The 22,748-nt window shown below is 64.6% G+C and carries 23 protein-coding genes; 7 read left to right on the forward strand and 16 right to left on the reverse strand.

Features of this window, described 5'->3' with window-relative positions; translation table 11 throughout:
* Positions 1 to 20: 20 nt before the first annotated feature.
* Genes K414_RS0102945 through K414_RS25905 form a run of 4 tightly spaced genes read right to left on the reverse strand, consistent with a single transcriptional unit; the run spans position 21 to position 4,154 of the window.
* Complete coding sequence (locus K414_RS0102945) at positions 21 to 1,256, reverse strand: MFS transporter (RefSeq protein ID WP_051364905.1); 1,236 nt, start codon at positions 1,254 to 1,256, stop codon at positions 21 to 23.
* The gene (locus tag K414_RS0102950; RefSeq protein WP_027494581.1) at positions 1,253 to 2,236 is read right to left on the reverse strand and encodes an ABC transporter substrate-binding protein; all 984 of its coding nucleotides are present in this window, start codon (positions 2,234 to 2,236) and stop codon (positions 1,253 to 1,255) included. The genes K414_RS0102945 and K414_RS0102950 overlap by 4 nt, the downstream gene beginning before the upstream one ends.
* The gene (locus K414_RS25900) at positions 2,233 to 3,075 is read right to left on the reverse strand and encodes an ABC transporter ATP-binding protein (RefSeq protein WP_081701522.1); all 843 of its coding nucleotides are present in this window, start codon (positions 3,073 to 3,075) and stop codon (positions 2,233 to 2,235) included. The genes K414_RS0102950 and K414_RS25900 overlap by 4 nt, the downstream gene beginning before the upstream one ends.
* Positions 3,072 to 4,154: an iron ABC transporter permease gene (locus K414_RS25905; RefSeq protein WP_081701523.1), complete on the reverse strand. Its 1,083-nt coding sequence runs from the start codon at positions 4,152 to 4,154 to the stop codon at positions 3,072 to 3,074. The genes K414_RS25900 and K414_RS25905 overlap by 4 nt, the downstream gene beginning before the upstream one ends.
* Positions 4,155 to 4,267: 113 nt before the next feature.
* Between K414_RS25905 and K414_RS0102965 the strand changes: the two genes are divergently transcribed.
* Positions 4,268 to 5,011, forward strand: coding sequence for a SagB family peptide dehydrogenase (locus K414_RS0102965; RefSeq protein ID WP_027494582.1), 744 nt, complete (start codon positions 4,268 to 4,270; stop codon positions 5,009 to 5,011).
* Positions 5,012 to 5,020: 9 nt separating this feature from the next.
* On the opposite strand, the gene K414_RS0102970 is transcribed toward K414_RS0102965, so the two are convergent.
* From K414_RS0102970 to K414_RS0102990, 5 genes are all read right to left on the reverse strand, one after another.
* On the reverse strand, positions 5,021 to 6,400 hold the full coding sequence (locus K414_RS0102970; protein WP_051364907.1) for a YcaO-like family protein: 1,380 nt from the start codon (positions 6,398 to 6,400) through the stop codon (positions 5,021 to 5,023).
* Positions 6,401 to 6,413: 13 nt separating this feature from the next.
* Positions 6,414 to 7,781 carry a YcaO-like family protein gene (locus K414_RS0102975; RefSeq protein WP_027494584.1) on the reverse strand — a complete coding sequence of 456 codons (1,368 nt, stop codon included), beginning with the start codon at positions 7,779 to 7,781 and terminating at the stop codon, positions 6,414 to 6,416.
* Complete coding sequence (locus K414_RS25910) at positions 7,778 to 9,328, reverse strand: CocE/NonD family hydrolase (protein ID WP_051364909.1); 1,551 nt, start codon at positions 9,326 to 9,328, stop codon at positions 7,778 to 7,780. Before K414_RS25910 ends, K414_RS0102975 begins: the two co-directional genes overlap by 4 nt.
* Positions 9,325 to 10,149 (reverse strand): hypothetical protein, encoded by an 825-nt coding sequence (locus K414_RS29045; protein ID WP_037218832.1) that lies wholly within the window; start codon positions 10,147 to 10,149, stop codon positions 9,325 to 9,327. Before K414_RS29045 ends, K414_RS25910 begins: the two co-directional genes overlap by 4 nt.
* Positions 10,150 to 10,226: 77 nt before the next feature.
* Positions 10,227 to 10,415, reverse strand: a complete 189-nt coding sequence (locus K414_RS0102990) for a streptamidine-related RiPP repeat protein (RefSeq protein WP_048316866.1) — start codon at positions 10,413 to 10,415, stop codon at positions 10,227 to 10,229.
* 358 nt (positions 10,416 to 10,773) lie between these two features.
* Here K414_RS0102990 and gluQRS point away from each other — a divergent pair, with 358 nt between their 5' ends.
* The 3 genes from gluQRS to K414_RS0103005 all read left to right on the forward strand — a co-directional run bounded on the left by gluQRS (position 10,774) and on the right by K414_RS0103005 (position 13,424).
* The gene (gene gluQRS / locus K414_RS0102995) at positions 10,774 to 11,634 is read left to right on the forward strand and encodes a tRNA glutamyl-Q(34) synthetase GluQRS (RefSeq protein WP_027494586.1); all 861 of its coding nucleotides are present in this window, start codon (positions 10,774 to 10,776) and stop codon (positions 11,632 to 11,634) included.
* A gap of 106 nt (positions 11,635 to 11,740) precedes the next feature.
* Positions 11,741 to 12,601, forward strand: a complete 861-nt coding sequence (locus K414_RS25920; RefSeq protein ID WP_037218833.1) for a membrane protein — start codon at positions 11,741 to 11,743, stop codon at positions 12,599 to 12,601.
* 79 nt (positions 12,602 to 12,680) lie between these two features.
* Positions 12,681 to 13,424 carry a queuosine precursor transporter gene (locus K414_RS0103005; protein WP_027494587.1) on the forward strand — a complete coding sequence of 248 codons (744 nt, stop codon included), beginning with the start codon at positions 12,681 to 12,683 and terminating at the stop codon, positions 13,422 to 13,424.
* On the opposite strand, the gene K414_RS0103010 is transcribed toward K414_RS0103005, so the two are convergent.
* The 5 genes from K414_RS0103010 to K414_RS0103030 form a co-directional block, all read right to left on the reverse strand.
* Positions 13,421 to 14,257 carry a PaaX family transcriptional regulator C-terminal domain-containing protein gene (locus tag K414_RS0103010; RefSeq protein ID WP_027494588.1) on the reverse strand — a complete coding sequence of 279 codons (837 nt, stop codon included), beginning with the start codon at positions 14,255 to 14,257 and terminating at the stop codon, positions 13,421 to 13,423. The genes K414_RS0103005 and K414_RS0103010 overlap by 4 nt on opposite strands.
* A complete protein-coding gene (locus K414_RS0103015; protein WP_027494589.1) occupies positions 14,238 to 15,446 on the reverse strand; it encodes an aminotransferase class V-fold PLP-dependent enzyme in 1,209 nt (402 codons plus the stop codon). Before K414_RS0103015 ends, K414_RS0103010 begins: the two co-directional genes overlap by 20 nt.
* The gene (locus tag K414_RS0103020; protein WP_027494590.1) at positions 15,446 to 16,300 is read right to left on the reverse strand and encodes a tryptophan 2,3-dioxygenase family protein; all 855 of its coding nucleotides are present in this window, start codon (positions 16,298 to 16,300) and stop codon (positions 15,446 to 15,448) included. The genes K414_RS0103015 and K414_RS0103020 overlap by 1 nt, the downstream gene beginning before the upstream one ends.
* A gap of 74 nt (positions 16,301 to 16,374) precedes the next feature.
* A complete protein-coding gene (locus K414_RS0103025) occupies positions 16,375 to 17,682 on the reverse strand; it encodes an MFS transporter (RefSeq protein ID WP_051364912.1) in 1,308 nt (435 codons plus the stop codon).
* Between the two features lie 20 nt (positions 17,683 to 17,702).
* Positions 17,703 to 19,124 (reverse strand): M20 family metallopeptidase, encoded by a 1,422-nt coding sequence (locus K414_RS0103030; RefSeq protein WP_027494592.1) that lies wholly within the window; start codon positions 19,122 to 19,124, stop codon positions 17,703 to 17,705.
* A gap of 172 nt (positions 19,125 to 19,296) precedes the next feature.
* Between K414_RS0103030 and K414_RS0103035 the strand changes: the two genes are divergently transcribed.
* Genes K414_RS0103035 through K414_RS0103045 form a run of 3 tightly spaced genes read left to right on the forward strand, consistent with a single transcriptional unit; the run spans position 19,297 to position 21,509 of the window.
* Positions 19,297 to 20,196, forward strand: a complete 900-nt coding sequence (locus K414_RS0103035; protein WP_051365294.1) for a LysR family transcriptional regulator — start codon at positions 19,297 to 19,299, stop codon at positions 20,194 to 20,196.
* Positions 20,197 to 20,253: 57 nt separating this feature from the next.
* Positions 20,254 to 20,631, forward strand: a complete 378-nt coding sequence (locus K414_RS25925; RefSeq protein ID WP_032367790.1) for a BlaI/MecI/CopY family transcriptional regulator — start codon at positions 20,254 to 20,256, stop codon at positions 20,629 to 20,631.
* Positions 20,628 to 21,509, forward strand: a complete 882-nt coding sequence (locus K414_RS0103045) for a M56 family metallopeptidase (protein WP_027494594.1) — start codon at positions 20,628 to 20,630, stop codon at positions 21,507 to 21,509. The genes K414_RS25925 and K414_RS0103045 overlap by 4 nt, the downstream gene beginning before the upstream one ends.
* A gap of 2 nt (positions 21,510 to 21,511) precedes the next feature.
* Here K414_RS0103045 and K414_RS0103050 read toward each other — a convergent pair whose 3' ends face one another.
* A complete protein-coding gene (locus tag K414_RS0103050) occupies positions 21,512 to 22,231 on the reverse strand; it encodes a VIT family protein (RefSeq protein WP_027494595.1) in 720 nt (239 codons plus the stop codon).
* Positions 22,228 to 22,701 (reverse strand): DUF2231 domain-containing protein, encoded by a 474-nt coding sequence (locus K414_RS0103055; RefSeq protein WP_027494596.1) that lies wholly within the window; start codon positions 22,699 to 22,701, stop codon positions 22,228 to 22,230. Before K414_RS0103055 ends, K414_RS0103050 begins: the two co-directional genes overlap by 4 nt.
* Positions 22,702 to 22,748 lie beyond the last annotated feature (47 nt).

A 22,748-nucleotide genomic window follows, 5' to 3' on the forward strand; every position in this document is an offset into this window, starting at 1 on the left:
TCTTTCTGCCTGTCCGGTCCTCAACGGCTGTTCGAGTGGAGTTGTGAGCTGACGGCTCGTAGCGAGGACAGGTACGCGAACAGGGCGTTGGCCGCAATGACGCCGACTGCCAGCGACAGCGTTGCGGGCAGGCCGATCGGACCCACGAGGGCTCCGGCGAGGCCGGCACCGATGGGTTGTCCGCCCCACGCCAGCATTCGGGCCGTGGTGTTGACGCGGCCCTGAAGTTCGTCCGGGGTCACCAGGTGGCGGACGGTGATGCCGTTGATGATCACCGTCGATGCTGCTGCTTGGAAGACGACCAACGCGCACACTCCCAGCACCGGTTCGGTGGCCAGAATCCACACGCTGATCGCGCCTGCTTGTGCGAGCAAACCGGCGATGGCGATCGTCCCAGCTGTGAACTTTCGGGACAGGCGCGGTAGTAATGCTGTCGAGATCAGGGTTCCAACGCCGAGGGCTGCGAAGAACAGACCCAACTCGCCGCCGCCCTCGTCGACACCATACCGCTCGACGGCGGTGACGACGAGGAGGCCGGTCATGATGCCGCCGGCCACACTGTTGCCGGTCCCAATCAGGGTGAGCAGGCGGACAAGTGGGTGACCGTAGACGAAGCGCACCCCGTTGCCGATATCGCGCCACAAGTGGGGTTGTTCCGTCCGCGGCGCGGATGTGGGTTCACGTACCCACAGAAGCAGGATCGCGGTCACTGCGAACGTGGCCGCGTTGAGGGCCAGCGCGGCGAACGGCGAGGATGCGGCAATAAGCACACCACCCAGTGCGGGCCCGGCCATAGTGATGACCGTTGCCATCGCAGTTTGTCGCCCGACCGCGTCGGCCAGTCGAGCGCGTGGCACCAGTGAGGGCAGCAAACCGAAGCCGGCGGCGTCGAAGAACACCATAGCGGCGGCGCTGACGAACGCTGCAACGAACACGTGTGCCGTCGACAGAGTCGCCATCCAATACGCAGCCGGTATGGATGCCGTTGCAGCGCATGCGGCGAGCGCGGTGACGACCATCGTCGGGCGACGCCGCCAGCGGTCGGCAACGGCACCGGCGAACAGCCCGAACAGCAGGTACGGTGCCGATTCGACAGCGGTGAGAAGCGCAGTGGCCGCGGCACTTCCGGTGGTGCGGTAGATGACGAGCGGGAAGGCGACCAACGCGACGGCGGTTCCGAACCATGCGACGGTGCGCGCGAGCACCATCAGCCGGAACGCGGCCCCCAGCGACGTCCGAGCGGTCGTCGAGCTCACTTGCCGAACACGTTGTCCGCGGTGTTCTCGATGGCGTCGACGATGCGGACTCCGGCAGCCTGGAAGTCGGCTTCGTTCTGCGGGTACACCCGGGAGTTCCGCACCGCTGGTGAGTTCGCGAGCAGAGCCGATATATCTGTCACGGCGGCCGCGGCGGCCGCTTCCGATCCGGCGTACTGCACCAGGACGACGTCGGGTGCAGCGCTCAAGGCTGCTTCGGGAGTGATTTCGGCAAAATTGCCGTCGATGTCGGCGAATTCGTTGGTCATGCCGAGTGCGTCGACCACTGCGCTGTAGTAAGACCCACTCAAGGCGTAGAGCTTGCCGTCGAAGCTTTGGACAACTGCTGCCGACAGCGGCGCACTGTCGGTGTTCTTCGCTCGCGCTGCGGTGACGCGATCGCGCAGCGAGGTCACGACCTCTGCGGCTTTGTCCGGGACGCCGTAGATGGTGCCGAGGTTGTCCACGTCGGTGTAGACCGCGTCGATTGTCGTGGGCGCGAGCGTGTTCTGGCAGTATTCGCCGAGGACGTAAAGGTTGCCGCCTGCAGTGGTCAGGTCATCGGAGCTCGCCGATCCTTGGCCGCCGAGTTGCCCTTGGTCGTTGGACAGGAACAGATCCGGTGAGGCCCCGATAAGGAATTCGCGTGAGGGTGCATAGTCGTCGGTGTTGGAGGTCAGGCCCGAGAATCGGTCGAGTCCGTCGAATGCGTAACTGCCGTTGGTGTATCCGATCGCGCTGTCGGCGACGCCGAGTGCATCGAGCGTGGCGATGACTCCCGGAGCTCCGAGGAGTACCCGCTCGGGTGGGGCGTCGTAGGTGTAGTCGACGCCGCAGCTGGCCACGGTCACCGGGTATGCCGAGGTGCCGCTGTCGGTCTCGGTGCCTGCGGCAGTGGGTTCGGCCTGTCCGCTCGCGCAGGCGGACAATAGGAGAATGGTTGCGGCGGCGCAAGTTCCGGTTCGTACGGCGATCTTCATGGTTGGCTACTTTCGGTGCGGGTGTCGAAATTGGGTTGAGTAGCGGTGCAGCTCGCGGTGGATGGGCGGTGCGAGGTGGCGGGTCCGAAATGGACGCACGGTCGGCCGGTGATCGGGTTGACGGCGATGACCGAATCGACGCCGTAGACCTCGCGAAGCATGTCCGTTGTCAAGACGTCGGTGGGAGTTCCGTGGGCGACGAGGGCACCGGATTTCATGACGAACAGGCTGTCGCAGTAGGCGGCAGCGAGGTCGATGTCGTGTAGTGCGACGACAACGGTGGCTTCGGTTGCGGTGAGCAGTTCGAGGAGGTCGAGCTGCGCCGAGATGTCGAGGTGATTGGTGGGTTCGTCGAGGATCAGTATCGGAGCTTGTTGCGCGAGGGCCCGAGCTACGAAGACGCGTTGCCGCTCGCCTCCGGACAGGGTCGAGATCTGACGGTCGACGAGGTGCGCGATCCCGGCGGCCATCACGGCGGCGTCCACTGCGGCGACATCGACCGCGCCGAAGCGTCGCAGACCGGTGTTGTGCGGGATGCGTCCGAGTTCGATGATCTCCCGTGCGGTGAACTCGAATTCCGGTGAATCATCCTGCAGGACAACCGCAGTCCTGGTCGCCGATTCACGAGCGCTGAGGCGGCGAAGGTCGTCCTCGCCCAGCACGATCGTTCCGCCTGAGAGTATGAGGGCCCGGTAGAGCGTGCGTAGCAGCGTCGACTTTCCGCTGCCGTTCGGTCCGAGAAGTCCTACAATCGAGCCTGATTCGGCGTGTATTACGCCGTCGGTGAGAATCTTGGCGCCGTCGATGGCGACGGCGACGCCCTGTGCGTCGAGTTTCATCGAGCCCTCGCCGTCCGCCCGGAGGAGACCAGCAGGTACAGGAAGAACGGAGCGCCGATGGCCGAGGTGACCACCCCGATCGGAAGTTCGGCGGGGGCGCGGAGCACGCGGGCGGCGATGTCCGAGAGCGGTAGGAAGCATGCGCCGAGCAGTGTTGCGGTGACGACGACGCGGCGGTGATCGGCACCGACGAGCAGACGCGCAATGTGCGGGATGACCAGGCCGACGAACCCGATACCGCCGACTTCGGCAACGATGACGCCGGTCAGGACCGACACCACGACCATCAGCGTCATTTGGAATCGCGCGACGTCGATGCCGAGGGAGTAGCCGAGGTCGGTGCCGGAAGCCAGGGCGTTCAGGCGGGCACTGTTCCACATCAGCCACGTCGTGGCCGCCGCGATGACGACCGCGGGCAGCAGCAGGCTCGCCCACGATGCTCCGGCGATCGAGCCGAGACTCCAGAACAGCACGCGCTGAGATTGATTGGGAGTAGCGATGGTTTGAAAGAAGAACGTGAACGAGGAGACGAGGTACCCGACGGCGACCCCTGCCAGCACGAGCCGGGTCGGTGGCCATTGCCCTCCGCGGCGGGCGAGGACGAACACCAGCGCGAACGCCAGGAGGCCGCCGATGAAGGCTGCTGCGGACAGCGATACGCCGCCGAGTACCCCGGCACCGAAGACGATGACGATAACTGCGCCCAGGCTCGCGCCCGGCACGATCCCGATCAGGTAGGGGTCGCCCAGCGGGTTACGTACAACGACTTGAATGACCACGCCCGCTATCGCCAGACCCGCGCCGACGACGATGGCGAGAATGGTGCGCGGGACGCGGACCTGCCAGACGATCTGATCGTTGACCGGTGTCGAGGTGTGCGTGCCCGCCATGCCGAGGTGTTGGGCGACCGAACCCCAGATGTCTCCGAGTCCGATGGTGACGGCGCCGATGCTGACCGACGCCACCGCGATGACCACGATGGCGAAGCCCGAGATCGCCAGCAACACGCGAAAGCGTTGGGGCGAGGCGAAGGGCGGTGCGCCCGTGCTGCGCACCGCAGTGGCCGACGATCGTTTCATCAGGTCTACATCCCGACAGCTAGTTGTTAATGACAATCAGTGTCGATACAGTAGCGAACACAGTGCGGCGACGACACCTCGGGCTGCGCGTACTGGTGAAGGAGCCGACCCTGATGCACACGGAGATCGCCTCGCTCAAAGAGATTCACGATCGGCTCAACGGCGCAGTCGATCCTGCGCCGACTCAGAGACCCATGGATCGAAACGGTGCCTCGATTCACCTCCCGAAGCCACGCACACTCGACTCGCCGTTCACAGCGCTGGTCCATGCCCGGCGTTCGCGGTACGACTTCGACCCGAGTGGCGAACTGAGCGTGGATTCGGTCGGAACCCTGCTCGGTACCGCGCTCGGACTCGGACGCCGGATCGAGGCCTACGGCGACCGCGAGTACCCGCTGAGCGTGGCACCGACCGCAGGCGGCCTCCGCACCCGCGACACGTTCCTGTTCGCAACCCGCATCGCCGGCATCCGGCCGGGGATCTACCGATACGACATGGCCGATCACTCCTTGCAGCTCGTGTCCGAGGTGGACCCTGCCGTTGCATTGGCCGAGCTGTACGCCCAGACCGAGTTCGCGGCGTTGCCGGCGGCGAGCCTCGCTCTGACTGCAAGGCTGGATGTCGCGCTGGCCAAATACCCACCGCGCCACTACCGTACGGTGCACGTCGATGCCGGCATCGGGGTCCAGAATCTGTATTTGACCGCCACAGCGATGGGCATGGCGTGCTGCGCAGTCTCGGGTTTTTCCGATCCGGCGGCGGAATCGGTGCTCGGACTCGATGCTGCTGCGATCGTGACGATGCTGGTGGCTGTTGGGCCACCGCGCATCACCGGGCTGAAAGAATCGTCGGTGTAGGGGTTGGTCTCAGTGTGGGAGGGGCGTAGTCGGCAGCGTGGTGCCCGCGGCGGCTGCGGCGGCGACAGCAGCGGGCATACGGCTCCCGCCGAGGAACGGAAGGCCGATCGGCGAGCTCGAATACAGCCCGGTGGCAACGACCCGAACTACGTGTAGTCCGGCCGCTCTCACGTCCGCGGTGGTGACATCGACTTCGACGACACGGTGCCCAGCGCTGTTCAAGACCTTGACCAATGCCGCGATTCGGTCGGTTGTCGGTGCGGCGTCGGCTGTGTCGAGGCCCGACAGGTCGACCGAACCGAGTGTGGCGGCGGTAAGTTCACGACGGAACTGTTCTTGCACTTCGGGATCGAGGTGTATTTGGAGGTGGCAGACGTAGTCGACCAGATCGCGCCGATCGCTTCGATAGGACATTCCGTAGGCGCGGTCCTCGCGCCAGGGTTTGAGCGGGCTGGTCGGTGACTGCGCGGCCTGCATATAAGCCGAGGTCGGGTCGTCGTATTCGGAGACGAACAGTTGAAGTTGCAGGGCTTCGGCGTATGCCTTTTCCGCAGCGCGCACCGCGTCTGTTCCCACACCCATCCCGAGCGTCAGAAATCCCGTCGAGCGGTCGTGCACCAAAGACCCGAGTACCGGAATGCCGAATTCGGTGGTGAACGAATAGAAACGAGTGTCGAGTCGCCCCTGTGGCCCCCTCGCGAACTGGCGTAGCCACGTCGGTACGGACACTTCGTGAACGCCTCGCCCGCCGTACCAGGACAGTGTCATCGCATCACGTTCGAGTATTTCGCATAGTGCGCCCCAGCAGGCGAATTCACTGCTGGGGCCCGCGGCGAGACCTGCCTGGATGATCGGGTTCGTCAGCGGGCGGTCCTCGCCCACCGGGCGTGTGTGCGATCCGAAGTACGAGGGCCACACCAGTGACGCCGGCACCCACACCGAGCTCCCGGTCGAGAGGTCGGTGCCGTCGATCCATTCGACGTCGAGGCTTCCGGTGAGCTCGGACGCAGGGAAGCGCGGTGCCGCATGCTGTTCGGCGGAGTACAGGCACACCGTGGCGGGGTCGAGAGCGTCGACACCCTCGGCGGTCAGAGAGAGGTAGCTGCCGCGGCGGAGGCCGTCCGGAACGAGGTTGCCGCAGTATCGTTCGACGCCTTCGCCGATTGCCGCGCCCAGCACGCGGTCCGGGGAGCCGAAGCCGTAGCCGGCTCCGGAATTGTCCGCCGGCCAGTCGCTGAATCGGCTGATGTCGCTGATACGGGAATGGGTCAGGGCGAAGGAGGAGGGAAAGTGCTCGGGAATGGAGCGGGGGTCCAGTCGGGTGAGAACTCCGAACCGGGGGTCGACCAACGCGTCGTACATGTCTTCCTTCTCCTTGCAGTCGGCCACAGGGCAAGCAATACTAGGCAAGCGGTAGGGGGACTCTGACCAGGTCAGAGCTGTTGCGCGGGTGCGCGTTCCACCCGAGAGCGGTGGGTACCTCGAGTAGACGCGGTGACCCGTGGAGCGGGAATGCCGGCGGGCCGTTGCCGACCAGTTGGGGTGTCAGCACTCGAACCACCGTCAGACCGGATTGCGCGATATCGTCGGTGGTGAGATCGACGACGACCGCGTCGATGCCGTGGCGTGCGAGTGCGGCGAGGTAGGTTTCCCGCACCGAGCCCGTGACCGCGGGGATCTCGTCCATCGCGACCAGGTCGCGAGGTTCGAGGCGAAGGAGCGCGGCGCCGGCCTGCATGCGCCGGTCCTGGTAGAGCTGTGCGACGGCGGGGAGGTCGACCAGGTTGCGGAAGTTCTTTCCGGCCGCGTCGAGGTAGTTGCGATCCGCGCGGTACGGAAGGAAGACGTGGTCTGGCATCGCGCCGGTACGGACGGACTGCCAGGTCTCGCTGTTCGGGTCGGCAAGTTGACGGGAGAGTTGCATCGATCCCAGCGCTTCGACGAGCGCTTTCGTCGCAGCGGCATGCGGGGTGGCGCGGCAGGCGCTTCCGAAGGCGACGAGTTCGCGGGCACGGTCGCGGACCAGTGCCCCGACGACGGGCACACCGAATTGCGACGGGATGTGGATCAAAGTCACGTCGAGGTCGAATCCTTCAGCGGGGCAGCCCATCTGGCCTATGACCCGTCCCCCGTCGTCGAGTCGGTGAGCGTCGGCACCGCTGGCCCACCAGATCGTTGTGGCATCGCGCTCGAGCAGCTCCTCGATGGCGGATTGCTCGGCCCGCTGCCGGCTCGTGCCGGTGGCGATACCGGAGTACATCAACGAGTGCAGCGGCGGCTCCGACGTGCGGGAGCCACGAATGTAGTTGAGATAGACCGGTCCTGCCGGGGCTCGTACGGCCCGGCCATCGTGCATGTCAACGCCTTCGACCCATTCGACAGGGGTATCGGCAGTGAACGGTACGAACGGGAAACCACGGCTTGCGTATTGCTCGGGCGAGTACAACGCGAAGGTGCCGGGATCGAGCGCGTCGATTCCGCGGGCGCGCAGTTCGCGGTAGCTCGCACGGTCGAGATGCGGGGGAACAGCATTGCCGCAATACCGTTCGACGGCTTCCCCGATCGCGGCACCACGTGCCGCTCCGTGATCTCCGAACGAGGCACCGAAGCCGATCGGGTCGGCGACCCAGTCGACGACCCGATCCATGCATGCGACATGGGCGCGGTAGCCCACCCACGCACTGGGCAGCTCGACATCTCGTTCGAGCGGACCCACACCGGTGAGGACGCCGAGCCGGGATCCATGAAGGCTCGATCCGTGAACGCTCACTGCTTTTCCTGTCGGATAGGGAGACGGACGAGGGTACGGGCGGCACCGACATGCACTGTTTGCGTTGCCTTCTCGATTGTCGTGCCGGTGTAGCGGTTGCCGCTGTTCAAATTCCGCGTGAGGGCGGGGAAGTCGCTGCCGGTGATGTGCAGGATCAGCTCCGACCCGCGTTCGAGATGTACAGCCGTGCGAGAGAGAGGAACGCGCACGGCGTCGGTGCCGGCACCGGTCACCGCGACGCCGTAGCCGATTTGGTGCAGCGAACCGCCGGCGCTGCGGTGGAGCAGCCGCACGATCCAGTCGGCTTCCGGTGCTGTGGTCGATGCGGTCAGGTGTGCTTCTGGGATGCCGTCGATGTGCAGGTCGGCTGCCAGCGGGCCGGTCGTGAAATCGACGAAGTCACTCCGGACGACAGCGCTGCGGTCGTGGTGGGTGGGGATGGTGGGGTACGGGTCGGCGGGGTTGTACTCGAAAGACAGTGCTGCCGAGCCGGACTGGGGCGCGGTTTCGAGCCGGCGACGGTCGTGTGCATACAGCAGGATCGACGATTCCGGTTCTTCACGTGTCTCGTTGTCGATCCACGTCTCGACCCCCCGGTGAAAGATCGACACGGACGCCGATTTGGATTCGGCGGCGCGGTGGCCGAGGACCGAATGCAGCCACTGCACGCATATCGTCCCCCACTCGATCGACGCGACCGGGCCGTGGCGGCCGGAAGGATCGACGAACAGCTCGTGGGTCCATGGCCCGATCATCAGCCGCCGGGCCGGGCGGGGTTCGACGTTGGACCCGACAAGGTCGAAATGGGCGATCGACGTCTCGGTCACCAGGTCGTACCACCCTCCGACGTGAAACGAAGGCACCGTCAATTCGGCCAGTTCGTTGTCGGTGATGCGTTGGTCGTCGAGATGGTCCGGGCCTCGATCGAGTACCCCGCCCCACGTCGGGAGGTGCACCCCGGTGGTGTCGGGTAGCTGCTTGACCGGAAGTGCGAGATACGACTCGAGGTCGGGTAAAGCATTGCCCGGCATGTCCGTTCGGCTCACCCGGGCGTCGCCGTGCTGCAGCCACCACCCCAGGTGCTCGTACAGGCGCAGAATGCCGGACGGGTCGAATTTGGTGCGAGCGAGTTCCATCGAGGGACACAGGCTCACCACCGCCCGGACCGCGATCGGGCGTTCTACGGCCATCGCCCATGCGGTGTAAGCGGAGTAGGAGCCGCCGTATGCGACGACGCCGGCGTTCGACCATGGTTGACCGCATACGAAGTCGACCAGTGCTGCGCCGTCGTCTCGTTCCGAGTGGTAGGGAGTGAAGGTTCCGTCGGAGTCGTACCGTCCGCGTACGTCGGCGACGATGTAGGCGAAGCCGTTGCGCGCCCAGCCGAGGCCTTCGGAGCGGTGGCGCGATCGTCCGTACATCGTGCGTGTGATGACAGCGGTGGCCGGGAAACATCCTGGCTCGGGAAGGTAGATGTCTGCGACGCAACACGTTCCGTCGCCGTTCGACACGCGCAGGTTGTGCTGCGAGCGTGGACTGTTCGTCACAGCGTAGCGGTGCCGCGCCGAAACGGGATGGGCAGAACGGGATGATGAACGATGTGCGCCGATGCCGGGTCGACGTCGAGTTGCACCGAGCCGATTGCAGTGTCGCCCGTTGCGAGGTATGCGCGCACCTCGGCGGCGATGACACCGGCGACGACGGCGATACCGCTGCGGTGGGGCCACCGAACGGGAGGCAGGATCGAGTGGGGATCGTCGAGGTAGCGCCAATGATCGAGGAGTTGGTCGGCGACACCGGACGCGGCGAGACGGCGACCCCGGACGTCGTGGTAGTCGGCATTGTTCGATGCCGGTGACCACAGCGGACCGATGAAGAACCGTTCGCCTTCGGCGTGGCAGCGGTGCCATGCCGTTCGGTGGGCAGTGCACCAGTTCTGCAATTGCGACCAGCGGGCGTCGGGCAGCCATGTAGCGCAGCTGACCACGACGTCCGCCGTCGACACCGAGCCCTCGTCTGCAATCCCCACCGTCACATCGCCGCAGTCCTCGAGCAGAGAAGCCACCGCCTCGGCGATCGGAGTGTCTCCGTCGACGAGAACAGACGACGCCGTCGATACAGATGAAGCTGTCGACTCCTCCGCAAGAATGCCGCGCTCATCCAGTAGTGCGATGAGCTGCCGAGTCAGGTCGGCATCGTCGCCGAGCGAGTCAAAATCGATTTCCCTCCCCATATGAGCCGACTCCTGCAGGAGTTTCACCACATGAGGTGGCCCGCTGAGGCGGACGAAGCGATCTCCCGGCCTCGAGCACAACCAGGTGCCGTCGACAGCCGGATACAGATGATGTCCGGCGGCAATACTTGGCATGACAAGCTCCGTCAGAGTGGGCCCGCGATCACAGGCGTGAGTAGTTCGGTGTCAGTTCAGTTGTCCGCGAACGTGTGTCAGTCCTCGAAGGCGAACGGATTGTGCACGATCGAATTGGTGGTCGGGCTCTGCGGGGCGCTCTGCGCAGCCGACGACTCGATCTCCTCGAAGGCGAACGGGTTGTGCACGATCGAGTTCGTGGTCGCACCCTGCAGTGCGCTCGTCGTGGGAGCGCCGGCGATATCGGTTGCGGTGAAGTTGGACATTACGCATACCTTCTTCCATTGTTGAACATGATTGTCGTTGTCGATCGACTCTCGCATCATCCGACGCTCGGTCAGGGTTGTCAAGGTTGCGACACTGCATACGTGTACCGCTACGTGATCCGGGGCAGACAAAAAAGCAACCGGCACAATACAATCGGTCGACGCCGAAGGCGACGCCCTACCCGAACCAAGGCCGCCGAAAGAACCGCGGAACCGGCAAGCCTCGACCATGGGTCCAACCCAGCCGACCTGGCCCGTCAGCCACTGCCGCCCCGCACCTACCGAAGTCTTCGCGGCCGATACCCCGATACCGCAATCGGTTGGTCAGTTATGAACACCCTGAAACTAAGCTGTTCCCATGCCCGCCGGACGTTTCGCTCCCAGTCCCTCCGGCGACTTGCATCTCGGCAATCTACGAACCGCACTACTGGCATGGCTCTTCGCCCGCTCCACTGAACGGCGTTTCGTCATGCGCGTCGAAGACCTCGATCGCGTGAAAGCCGGCTCCGAGCAACGCCAGCTCGACGACCTCGCCGCCATCGGACTCGACTGGGACGGGCCTGTCATGCGGCAGTCCGAGCGTCGGGAAATCTACGACGCCACGATTCGCTCCCTCACCGCCGCCGGGATGACGTACGAATGTTTCTGTACGCGTCGGGAAATCCAACAGGCCGCATCCGCGCCCCATGCTCCCGACGGCGCATATCCCGGCACGTGTCGAAATCTGACCGCAGACCAGAGAGTAGCGAAGGACCGCCCACCCGCCATCCGATTGCGTTCGCAGACAACCGAATTCACCATCGTCGACCAGCTGCACGGCCTGTTTCGAGGCCAGGTCGACGACTTCGTCCTGCGTCGATCCGACGGTGTGCCCGCCTACAACCTCGCCGTCGTCGTCGACGATGGCGCGCAGGGCGTCGACCAGATCGTGCGCGGAGACGACCTTCTCACGTCCGCGCCGCGGCAGGGCTACCTCGCTCAACTCCTGGGCCTGACCCCCGCGACGTACGTCCACGTCCCCCTCGCACTGAACGTCGAGGGCAAGCGTCTGGCCAAACGGGACGGCGCGGTCACACTGCGCGAACGGCCCGATGCGTGGGCGCTCATCACCGCTTCCCTCGGTGTACCGGACGTGAAGAACGCCGAGGAACTGCTCGAGCGGTGGAAGCCGAGGCTGGTGCCGCGCGAACCGTGGGTGTTCGACCCCTTGAATCTCTGAACGCCCTGACAAAATCGAGATCACGTCGCAACGCGACAGAACCCAACTGCGCACGAATCGGACGTACAGTGACCGCGACAAACTTATCCCGAGGGAGAAGGACACAATGACCTCAGGCGGCTACGACCCCGACAAGGATCCACAGAACCCCGGTGGTTATCCCCCGCCGCAGGGCGGCGGCTACCCACCACCCGGCAACTACCCACCACCCGCGCAAGGCAACTATCCGCCGCCCGGAAATTACCCACCTCCTCCCGGCGACTATCCCCAGCAAGGTGGCTACCCACCACCCGGTGGCTACCCACCGCCCCCACAGGGCAACTACCCGCCGCCTCCGCCGTTCGGTAACTCGCCGACGGCGACGCAGCTATCCGTGGGAACAGCCATCGGCTACGCGTTCGAGAAGTTCAAGCAGAACGCCCTCGTCTGGATGGGCATCGTCCTGATCGCCGCGATCATCCAGGGCGTGCTGAACTTCGTTCTGAGCTCCGACAGCATCGTCCTCAGCCTGGTCTTCAGCATCATCGTCGGTGTCGTCGCACTCCTCATCCAGGCGGCGCTCGTCCGCGGCGCTCTGCACGAGGTGGACGGGATCAAGCCCGCGTTCGGGTCCTTCTTCCAATTCGGCAACGTCGCCGCCGTCATCATCGCCGGCATCCTCGTCGGCATTGCAACCAGCATCGGCTTCGTCCTGCTGATCATCCCCGGCATCGTCATCACGTTCTTCACGTGGTGGACCTTCCAGTTCGTCATCGACCGCGGCGACGAGCCGATTCCCGCCATCAAGGCCAGCGCGCAGGCAATCGCGTCGAACGGCGGGACCCTCTTCGTGCTCGCTCTCGCCCTGGTAGGCCTCAACATCGTCGGTGCGATCCCCCTCGGCCTCGGTCTGCTGGTGACCATTCCGATCACGATCATCGCCGGTACCTACGCTTACCGCGTCACGGTGCGTGGCAACGTCGCCTGACCCGTAATCCGCCTCGATGGGCGCGAATCCCCTACCCCGGGATTCGCGCCCATCGTCGTCTCGGTGCTTGGATCGTCAGGTGACTACTACCCAACACACCGCCCCTGACGGCGGCGCCGAGTCTGGGCAGGCCACGTTCGCTCACATCAGCCGGGGCTACTACCCCACCATCGTCGCGTTGTTCGTCGCGACGCTGCTGATCTCGAATGTGGCCGCCAGCAAAGGTGTCGCCTTCTTCGCCTCGTCCGACGTCATGCTCGGACCGTTCCAAATCCTGCCGATCAACACCGACGGCGCATTCTTTCTGTTCCCCCTCGCCTACATCCTCGGCGACGTACTCAGCGAGGTCTACGGCTTCAAAGCCACGCGCCGAGCGATCTATCTCGGCTTCGGCTCCCTGCTGCTCACCTCGGTGTGCTTCTGGATCGCCATCGAACTCCCCGCCGCCTCGTTCTACGAGAACCAGGCCGCGCTCGAAAGCGTCGTCGGCGTCGTTCCCCGGCTGGTCCTCGCCGGTCTCGCCGGCTACACCGTCGGGCAGCTCCTCAACTCCGTCGTGCTGGTCAAGATCAAGGAACGCACCAAGGAAAAGCACCTGTGGGCGCGACTGATCGGCTCGACCATCGTCGGCGAATTCTTCGACACGCTGATCTTCTGCTCCATCGCCGCCGGAGTCATCGGCATCACCACGTGGACCGACTTCATCAACTACGTCATCGTCGGATTCTTGTGGAAGACGCTTGCCGAGGTCATCGTCATGCCCATCACGTACCGCGTCATCTCGTACATCAAAAAGCGCGAGCCGTCGTACCAGGATCGCTAGAACGCGACCCATTCAAAACTGAGATCGAAGTAGCGCTCCCGGGCCGTCTCGAACGTGGCGACGGCCCGGGTGCCCGGCCAGTCCTCCGGCGTCATGCACGGTGGAAGACCCGGGTCGACGTAGGGAATGACGCGCCATTCGTCGAGCAACGGCACGAACGTGACAAACGCGTCGCGCGGGTTCCGAGCCGGCGACCCTCCGTCGAAAGCGTCGAGAAATGCCCGATGCCGATCGGCGATGCCGGCCAGATCCCACCACTGCTCGGCACTTTCGCGCAGCGTGCCGGGAGGCGCGACCTCGGACGCGACGAACGTCGTGACGTACTGCGACAACTCCAACGCGTCGACGATGGCAATGGCCTCCGCCGCCAGATATTCGGGCGCGATCCACAATCCTGGTGAGACTGTGCCACAGCCTATTCCGGTGAGTCGTCGCCTCAGCTGGTGCCGAGCCGCGCGTTGCGTCTCGGGAATGGTGAACGAGATCAACCGAAATGGATCGCCGTCGGCCATCCGCCGGAAGCCGAAGATCCGGCCGTCTCCCCGTGCGAACATGGCGTCGGCCTGCTCGGTGATCCGATAGCCGGTGCGGCCCTCACGATTAGCTGATTCGAGGACGCCCTTCTTCTTCAACCGCGTCACCGCAATGCGCGTGCTCTCCGGTGGCACTCCCAGCGTGTCCATCCAGACGACAAAATCGGCGATGGCGAACCACCCGCCGAGAGGCCGAACGTAGGCTCCGAGCACCGTGCGCACCAACGACGTCGCACTACCTGGACGCGACTCGAAGTCGTCGAGGATGGCCCCGGCGATGCTAGGCGCGAAGTTCGTCACGAATCGTCACGATACCCAGATACACCTCGCGGTACGAGGTGCTCAGCGGGCTCAGCCCCAGCCGAATACCGTGTGGTGCGCGGTAATCCGGGATGACACCCTGCTCCCACAGCCGAGCGGTGATGGCCTTGAACTTAGGATGGTCGATGGTGACGTGACCACCGCGCCGATTCGAATCCTCGGGTGAGGCGATCTCCACCCCGAGCGGTACCAGCATCTCGCGGACAAGTTCGAGGGCGTATTCGGTCAGTGCGACGGACTTCGCGCGTATCGCGTCCATCCCCACCTCGGCGATCATCTCGATAGTGTCCTGCATTGCGATCATCCCGAACACCGACGGCGTGCCACTGATGACGCGTCGAATACCCTGTGCCGGAACGTAACCCTGCGCCATCTCGAACGGATCGGCCCGGCCCATCCAGCCCCAGATCGGCTGCACGAAGTCGTCGAGAAGATCGCTGCGCACGTACGCGAAGGCCGGTGAACCCGGACCTCCGTTGAGGTACTTGTAGGTGCACCCGACGGCCAGATCCACTCCCCAAGAATCGAGTTCGAGCGGTACCGACCCGACGGAATGGCACACGTCCAACAGCATCAGCGCGCCGGCCTCGTGCGTGATACGCGTCGCCTCGGCCACGTCGACGAGGAAGCCGGATCGGTAGGCGACGTGAGTGATCACCACCAAGGCAGTGTTCTCCCCCACCACCTCGGCGAGTTGTTCGGGCTCGATACCACCGCGGCGGTCCGTCTCGATCCATCGCAGGGTCATGTTCAGCTCTGCTGCAATGCCTTCGAGCAAGTATCGGTCGGTCGGGAAGTTGTCGCGGTCGATGACGATCTCGGTGCGACCCGGCCGCATGGCGATCGCCGCCCGTGCCAGCTTGTACAGCAGTACCGTCGTGGAATCGCCGATGGTGGTCTGACCGGACGCTGCCCCGAGGGTGGCGTCGGCCAGGGCGTCGCCGATGGTGACGGGGAGGTCGAACCACTGCTCATCCCAGCCGCGGATGAGGCGTCCGCCCCAGGCGTCGGTCATGAAGGTGTTGATGCGTTCGACGCTGGCTTTGGTGGGCCGACCCAGGGAATTGCCGTCGAGATATGCGGTGATCGACGGGTCGTCGCTACCGAGGAACTTGTCGCGATAGCTGCGGAGCGGATCCGTGTTATCGAGTTCAACTGCGCGTTCCATCATCGACCGATCTCCGTTCTCACAGCGAGCAATTCGGGGAAGAACGTGAGTTCGAGTGCTTTCTGTAAGAACCCGACGCCGCTCGACCCTCCCGTCCCGCTCTTCATTCCGATGGTGCGCAGCACCGTGCGCATGTGGCGGAATCGCCAGAGCTGGAAGTTTTCCTCCAAGTCGACGAGCTCTTCGAATGCCTCGTACACCGCCCAATGTTCGGTGTGGTTCTCGTAGACGAACTTGATCAGCGGCATCAAGTCCTCGTTGACCGTGTACGCCGTGGTGACGTCACGGTCGAGGGCCGATGCCGGTACGTCGTAACCCTGCCGCGCCAACGACCGCCAGAAGGCGTCGTACAGGCTGGGCTCGTGCAGCAGCGTCGAAAGCAGCTCATGCGCAGCCAGATCGGACTCGAAGACTTTCAGCATTCCCGCATTCTTGTTTCCCAGCACGAACTCCACGGCCCGGTATTGATACGACTGGAACCCCGAGGAGTTCCCGAGAAAGTCGCGGAACTGCGAGTACTCCGTCGGCGTCAGAGTGGCCAGTACCGACCACTGCTCGGTCAGCGTCTTCTGAATGTGCTTCACCCGGGCCACGCATTTGAGTGCGGTACCGATGTCGTCGGCATCGAAAGCTGCGCGCGCGGCGAGGGTCTCGTGCAGCACCAGCTTGAGCCACAGCTCGGTAGTCTGGTGCTGGATGATGAACAGCAGTTCGTCGTGATGCTCGGGGGTGCTCACCGGTTTCTGAGCGCTGAGCAGCGTATCGAGGTCGAGGTAGGACCCGTAGCTCATGCGGTCACTGAAATCGGTGACGACACTCTTCTCGATCTTCCGGGTGTTCGCTTCGACGCTCATGGATCGTCCTCGAGGTGGTGGGCTGATGAGATCAGCGTATTACATCAATGTGCCGACCGCTAGGCATCTGTAAGCTAGCGAATGCCACGAATCCGTACGGCACCGATCAGCGCAGCGATGCTGACCAGGGACACCGCCAGGATGTAGTAGCCCGGGGACACCGCCTGACCTGTTGCAGCCACCAGAGCGGCCGCGATGGTCGGAGTGAATCCACCGAAGATCGCCGTGGTGACGTTGTATCCGAACGACAGGCCGGTGGCCCGCGAATGGACCGGGAACGCGTCGGACATCACCGACGGCAGCGCACCGAAGTACAGCGCCTTCAGCAATCCGAGCACGGTCATGACGAGAGCGAGGGTGAGGAACGACGGCACCGCGATGAGCCACATGAAGAGCGGGACGACGCTGACGCCGATCGCGATCGCCGACGGCAACATGATCTTGATGCGGCCGACCTTGTCGGACAACTGACCGACGAACGGCGTCACCACGGTCAGAATCACGCCGGTGATCATCAGTGCGACGAACGACAGCGAATTGTTCAGTCCCAGTTGCTTGATACCGAAGGTCGGCAGGTACTGCAGGATGAAGTTCAGCGCAGTGGACACCACCAGCACGCCGCCGGCAATGAGAATTCCGCCCCACTGATTCCGAAACAGATCGCGTACAGGCGATTTCGGCGTGTCCGACGCGGCGACGATGGCCGGCGATTCGTCGACGTGACGGCGGATGAACCATCCCACCGGACCCACCATGAGCCCGAAGACGAACGGCACTCGCCAACCCCAGTCGACCATGCTGGCCTCGGACAACACCGCGGTCAGTCCGGCGGCGAACGAGGCCGCCATCAGTGTGGCCAGTCCCTGGCTGGCGAACTGGAAGCTGCCGAAGAATCCGCGGCGCTTGCCGTTCTGTTCGACGAGAAAGGATGTGGCCGCACCGAATTCACCACCGGCAGCGAAACCCTGAATCAGGCGCGCCACGATGATGCCAATGGGGGCGAGGATGCCGATGTCGTCGTAGTTGGGCATGAAGGCGATCAACGCGGTGCCGAGCACCATCAGGCGAATGCTCATCACCAGAGCCTTCTTTCGCCCCTTCCGGTCTGCGTAGGAGCCGAGGATCAGTCCGCCGAGGGGGCGAATCAGATACGAAACCCCGAAGACCGCGAACGTCTGCACCAGTTGCACGCCGGGGTCCGCAGACGGAAAGAAGTTCTGCCCGATGTAGATGGCGAACAGCGCATAGATGGCGATGTCGAACCACTCGAGAGCGTTGCCGATGGTGGCGGCAGCGATGGCGCGGACCGGATTCTTGACGGACACAACGGCTTCACCCGCGCCGTCACGATCGGGAGTTCGATGAACGTGTGCAGTGGACATGTCGGATTCTCCGGTGGTGTTCAGGAGCGCGAGGCGCTGGCGGATTCGAGCGGTGCGTCGCGGTCGTCTTCTGTACCTGCGCCGAGGTCGAAGAACAGGCCCGTGGCCATGGCGAGTCCTTGGCGAGCAACGGATGCGAGCATGTGTTCGTCGGGTGCATGTTGACGGCATCCCGGGTAGGAGTGCGGCATCCAGACCGTCGGAATTCCGAGGGTGTCGGTGAACACGTGATTGGGCAGGGACCCACCGATGTTGGGCAGCAAGGTGACTGGGGAACCGACTGTGCGCTCGACCGACTGGGCGACCGTGCGAACCCAGGGGTCGTTCGGGTCCGTTCGGCTCGCAGGAAACGAGATGCCGAGTTCGACGGCGACCATCGAGTACCCGTGCGCGTCGAGGTGTCGTCGTAACCGCGCGGCGAGATCGTCGAGGTCGGTCCCGACGACGTACCGCAGCTGCAACCGCGCTCGCGCCTGGCCGGGAATCGCATTGACCGGTTCGACGATGTTGCCTGCGATCATAGCGATCACTTCGAGAGTGTTCCACCCGAAAACCCGCTCTGCCGGCGACAATTCCGTCGCCGACCAGCCGGAGTCGACCACCGGATCGCCCGGGGTGCGTCCGACCTCGATAGCTCTGAGCGCATCGACGACGGACTCGGGAATGCGCTCGGGTACGAGGCTGTCGAGCTGGATACGGCCGTGGCCGTCGACGAGGGTCCCGATGGCACCGGCCAGGGTGGTCGCGGGGTTGCGGAGCAGTCCACCCCAGTTGCCCGAGTGGTAGCCGCGCTCACGTAGGTCGACGACGAGGTCGAAGTCCACGCCCCCACGGGCACCGAGAAACAGTGTGGGCGTCTGGGCGTCGAGGCGTGGTCCGTCCGAGGCGATCAGCACGTCGGCAGCGAGTTCGCCTCGGTGATCCGACACGAATTGTTCGAGTCCGGGTGAGCCGATCTCTTCACCGGTCTCGAACAGCAGCGTCAGATTGAATCCCAACGATCCGCGGGCTTCGAGAACCGTCCGCAGCGCCGCGAGGTTCACCAGATGCTGACCCTTGTTGTCGGCTGTTCCGCGCCCGTAGAGCCGTCCGTCCCGCTCGACGAGAGTCCAGGGCGACAAACCGTCCGACCAGTCCTCGGCCATGCCCAGAACCACGTCGGCGTGGCCGTAACAGAGCACGGTCGGCAGTTCGGGGGCCTCGTGACGGGTGGCGATCAGGAAGGGACCACCCTCCTCGACCGGGTTGGAATAGGTCTCGACCGCACACCCGAGCGCCTCGAGCCTCGGCACGAGCAGATCCTGGAGATATGCCGACAACGCAACTCGACCGGCCGTCGACTGGCTTTCCGAGGGGACCGACACGAGCTCGGAGAGTTCACGATGGAACGCACCCGAATCGTAGAAGTCCTGGGCCTGCGCGATCACATGCTCGCGGTTCATCGAATCTCCCTCGTCGTCGGCCTGGTGTTCGCCTGACAGTAGCGAGCCCGATACCGTCTACACCATTGCCGATTGGTGGCCTCAGCGTTGCTTTCACGGCAACGCAGGACCAGCGAGTGGCTCGATGACAATCACGTGTCACCGCCGTGACAGTGCTGTGAAAGAAGGGGTGATGTCGTTGCATCTGATGCCATCTGCGCTGACGTACTTCTGCGAAGTTGCGCGAACGGGTTCGGTCACCGAGGCGGCCGCAACACAACATCTGGCCGCGTCGGCGGTCAGCAGACAGATCGCCAAGCTCGAACGTGACATCGGCGTGCCGCTCTTCGCACGACATGCCCGGGGGATGACGCTCACCGAAGCGGGCCATCGCCTCCTCGCCCACGCGCGCAGACACGAAGTGGAATCGTCGACTCTGATCGCCGAAATACGCAGCGTCGACGCCAGCGAACACGGCAGCGTCACCGTCGCCTGCACCGAAGGATTCTCGCAGTCCGTCGTCCCACGGGCCATGGCGTCGGTCCATCGGACTCACCCGTCGGTCACCTTCACTTTGGACGTGGTGGGACCGGACGAGGCCAGCCGACGGGTGGTCGACGCCCGCGCGGACGTCGCGGTCACCTTCTCGCTCGGTCGACGCACCGACGTGACGGTCGAACATTCCGTCACCGTGCCCATCTGCGCCGTCGTCGCGCTCGGTCACCCGCTCACCGACCGAGCCAGCGTCGATCTGGCCGATATCTGCTCCTATCCCCTCGCGCTGTCGACCACCGGATCGAGTCAACGCGAATTGTTCGACGCCGGAATCCGTCTGGAGGGACTCTCACCCCACGTCGGTCTGCAATGCGAGCGGCTGGCTCCGATACTGGAGTTCGCTCGCTCAAGCGACGGCGTCGCACTCGTCAGCGACCTGGGTGGTGACCGCAAGTCGGGCCTGACGTACATCCCCCTCGTGCATCCGGTGTTCGCCCAGCGCCGGGCCGAAATTCACACCATGCGCGGTAGGCCGCCGTCGGCCCGAATCGTGGCTCTGATCGACGCGTTGACCGACATTCTCGAGGCCGCGGGATAGTGGCGGGACCTCGAACTGGCCTATCCTCGAGGTAACCGAATCGAGTGAGGGATCGCAGTGCGAAGAGCGTCCGGACAGTTGGAGGAGTCGATCCTCGATTTGCTCGGCGAGCACACGGAACTCTCGGTGGCCCAAGCCCGCGAGCATCTGGGCTCGGATCTCGCGCACACCACCGTCATGACCGCATTGGTGCGCTTGCACGGCAAGGGGCTGGTCGATCGCGAGCGTCGAGGACGGTCGTACGTCTACACCCTCAACGCCCCGGTCGACGAGATCCCGGCGCTTCGGGCCGCGATGCGAATGCGCACCGAGCTCGGCACACGAGCCGAGCGAGCCGACGTACTGGCCAGCTTCGTTGCCGCACTCGACCCCGAGGACGAGGCGACGCTGCGAGAGTTGCTCGCCAAATCGGACGCAGCCGAGCACCATCGATGACTCTGCTCCTGATTGTCGCTGTGTTGCCGTGGGCGCTGTCGCTGCTCCTCGGATTCGGAGCCGACCGCATCGACCGTCGTCTCAACCCCTCGACCGCCGTCGTACTGCTGCCCGTTCTGTCTGTGGTCACGGCGTTCTCGGTGCTCGCGTCCCTGACTGCACTCGCCGCGGTCTTTCTGGCGACGAGTCGGGCCGTGTGGGTGACACTCGGAATTGTGATCTGCGCGTGGATGATCTGGCGGTCGGTCGAGGTGGCCCGCCATGTTCGACGCGTCGTCGCCAGTACGTCCATCGCATCCGAATTCGGTGACGAGGCGCGGGCGACGGGCGGCATCGTCGTCGTCGACTCCGACGTTCCCGACGCTTTTGCTGTCCCGTCCGGCGGAGGTGCGGTCGTGATCACCACCGGCCTCGCGGAAGCGTTGTCGAACAACGAATTACGAGCAGTGATCGAACACGAGCGCGCCCATCTGAGGCACCGTCACAGCGTGTGGATCCAGATGTGCGAAATCGCGGCCCGCGTCGATCCGGTTCTCGAACCGTTGACCGCGAAGGTACGGCACGCGGCGGAGCGTCAGGCAGACGAGAGTGCGGCAAGGCTGGGGCGGCGAGAGACGTTGTCTGCCATTGCCAGAACCTCTCTGCTTCGGAAGCATCTCGACCGTGGAACTCGCACTCTCGCCAGTACCGGCGGCGACGTCGTGCGCCGCGTGCAGGCCCTCAGCGAACCACCACGGCACCGTCACGATCGCGGAATCCTTGCGGCCGGCTTGGTTCTCGTCCTCGCCTTCACCGTCATCTCGGTGGCGTTGTTCGACGTCGTCCAAGATGTGGTGGCACCCGAAACCGGAGAAGTCGCCACTTCGATCTTCCGCTGATCTCAGATACCCGCGACGCCCGCGAGTTGGCCGATCGCGTACGTAACGGCCATCGCGATCGCACCGCCGATCACGATTCGAGTCATCGCCGGCCGACCGGGCGCACCACCGAGACGCGCGCTGATACTGCCGGTCAAGGCCAGAGCCACCAGCACCACGACGAACGTCACCGGGATGCGCAGCGACGCAGGCAACAACAGGATGGACAACAGCGGCAGCAGTGCGCCGCTGACGAACGAGACCGCCGACGATCCGGCGGCCTGCCACGGATTGGTCAACGCATCCGGGTCGATTCCCAGCTCGATGTCCACGTGGGCGGCAAACGGATCGTGTTCGGTGAGTTCGCGAGCGACGGTCTGTGCGGTGTCGGCCGACAGGCCCTTTGCCTCGTACAGTGCCGCGAGCTCCGCCAATTCCTGCTCGGGTTGCTCGTCGAGTTCTCGGCGTTCCTTGATCAACAGAGAACGCTCGGCGTCACGTTGCGTGCTCACCGAGACGTACTCCCCCAGCGCCATGGACACCGCTCCGGCGACGAGCCCCGCGACACCAGCGGTGAGCAGCGACCCCCTGTCCGTGGTGGCGGCCGCGACGCCGACGACCAGGCCGGCGGTGGAGACGATGCCATCGTTGGCACCCAACACCCCGGCCCGCAGCCAGTTCAGCCGAGCGGACAGATCACCGTGCGGTTCGTGCTCGTGCAGGCTCGGCTCGGGCTCTGTCATTCTTCCGCCGTTGCCGATACGTCGTTCCACGCGGCGCGCGCGCCGGACTCTCCGATTCTGTACACCTGGACGATTGTGGTCGCTCCGATCACCACTGCCAAGACCACCACGACAATCGACTGCCACCGCACGGGCGCGTTACCGCGACGCTCACGCAGATGCAGGAACACGAGCAGTGCAGCGACGATCACCAAGCCGACGGAGAAGTAGATCATCCAGTCACCGATCTCGGTGTGCTGTTCCACCGCCGCGGTCTCGGGTACGCGCTTCTCGAGCCACTCGCCTGCCTCGGTGGTCAGCGGAGTCAGCACCAGCGTGAACACCGCCAGGGCTGCGATGAGCCACACCAGCCGGCTGCGCACACCGGACCAGATACTGGCCGCGATGGCGAGCAGCGCGGTCAGCGGTGCCAGCACCACGATGAAGTGAACGAGCAGAATATGGGCCGGAAGGCCGTTGAAGGTGGACATGCGTTCTCCCGCTGGATTCGAAGTCGCGTGCACCTCACGCAGCGTTG

It is taken from the genome of Rhodococcus sp. JG-3 (genome assembly GCF_000482405.1).
GTDB classification, from domain to species: Bacteria; Actinomycetota; Actinomycetes; order Mycobacteriales; family Mycobacteriaceae; genus Rhodococcoides; species Rhodococcoides fascians.

Bases quoted from the DNA above. Each gene is read 5' to 3' on its own strand.
- K414_RS25900 (WP_081701522.1), bottom strand. From the start codon at position 3,075: ATGAAACTCGACGCACAGGGCGTCGCCGTCGCCATCGACGGCGCCAAG.
- K414_RS0102990 (WP_048316866.1), bottom strand. From the start codon at position 10,415: ATGTCCAACTTCACCGCAACCGATATCGCCGGCGCTCCCACGACGAGC.
- K414_RS0103015 (WP_027494589.1), bottom strand. From the start codon at position 15,446: ATGGAACGCGCAGTTGAACTCGATAACACGGATCCGCTCCGCAGCTAT.
- K414_RS0102965 (WP_027494582.1), top strand. From the start codon at position 4,268: ATGCACACGGAGATCGCCTCGCTCAAAGAGATTCACGATCGGCTCAAC.
- K414_RS0103020 (WP_027494590.1), bottom strand. From the start codon at position 16,300: ATGAGCGTCGAAGCGAACACCCGGAAGATCGAGAAGAGTGTCGTCACC.
- K414_RS0103030 (WP_027494592.1), bottom strand. From the start codon at position 19,124: ATGAACCGCGAGCATGTGATCGCGCAGGCCCAGGACTTCTACGATTCG.
- K414_RS0103025 (WP_051364912.1), bottom strand. From the start codon at position 17,682: ATGTCCACTGCACACGTTCATCGAACTCCCGATCGTGACGGCGCGGGT.
- K414_RS0103035 (WP_051365294.1), top strand. From the start codon at position 19,297: ATGTCGTTGCATCTGATGCCATCTGCGCTGACGTACTTCTGCGAAGTT.
- K414_RS25920 (WP_037218833.1), top strand. From the start codon at position 11,741: ATGACCTCAGGCGGCTACGACCCCGACAAGGATCCACAGAACCCCGGT.
- K414_RS29045 (WP_037218832.1), bottom strand. From the start codon at position 10,149: ATGCCAAGTATTGCCGCCGGACATCATCTGTATCCGGCTGTCGACGGC.
- K414_RS0103045 (WP_027494594.1), top strand. From the start codon at position 20,628: ATGACTCTGCTCCTGATTGTCGCTGTGTTGCCGTGGGCGCTGTCGCTG.
- K414_RS0102950 (WP_027494581.1), bottom strand. From the start codon at position 2,236: ATGAAGATCGCCGTACGAACCGGAACTTGCGCCGCCGCAACCATTCTC.
- gluQRS (WP_027494586.1), top strand. From the start codon at position 10,774: ATGCCCGCCGGACGTTTCGCTCCCAGTCCCTCCGGCGACTTGCATCTC.
- K414_RS25905 (WP_081701523.1), bottom strand. From the start codon at position 4,154: ATGAAACGATCGTCGGCCACTGCGGTGCGCAGCACGGGCGCACCGCCC.
- K414_RS0103055 (WP_027494596.1), bottom strand. From the start codon at position 22,701: ATGTCCACCTTCAACGGCCTTCCGGCCCATATTCTGCTCGTTCACTTC.
- K414_RS0103050 (WP_027494595.1), bottom strand. From the start codon at position 22,231: ATGACAGAGCCCGAGCCGAGCCTGCACGAGCACGAACCGCACGGTGAT.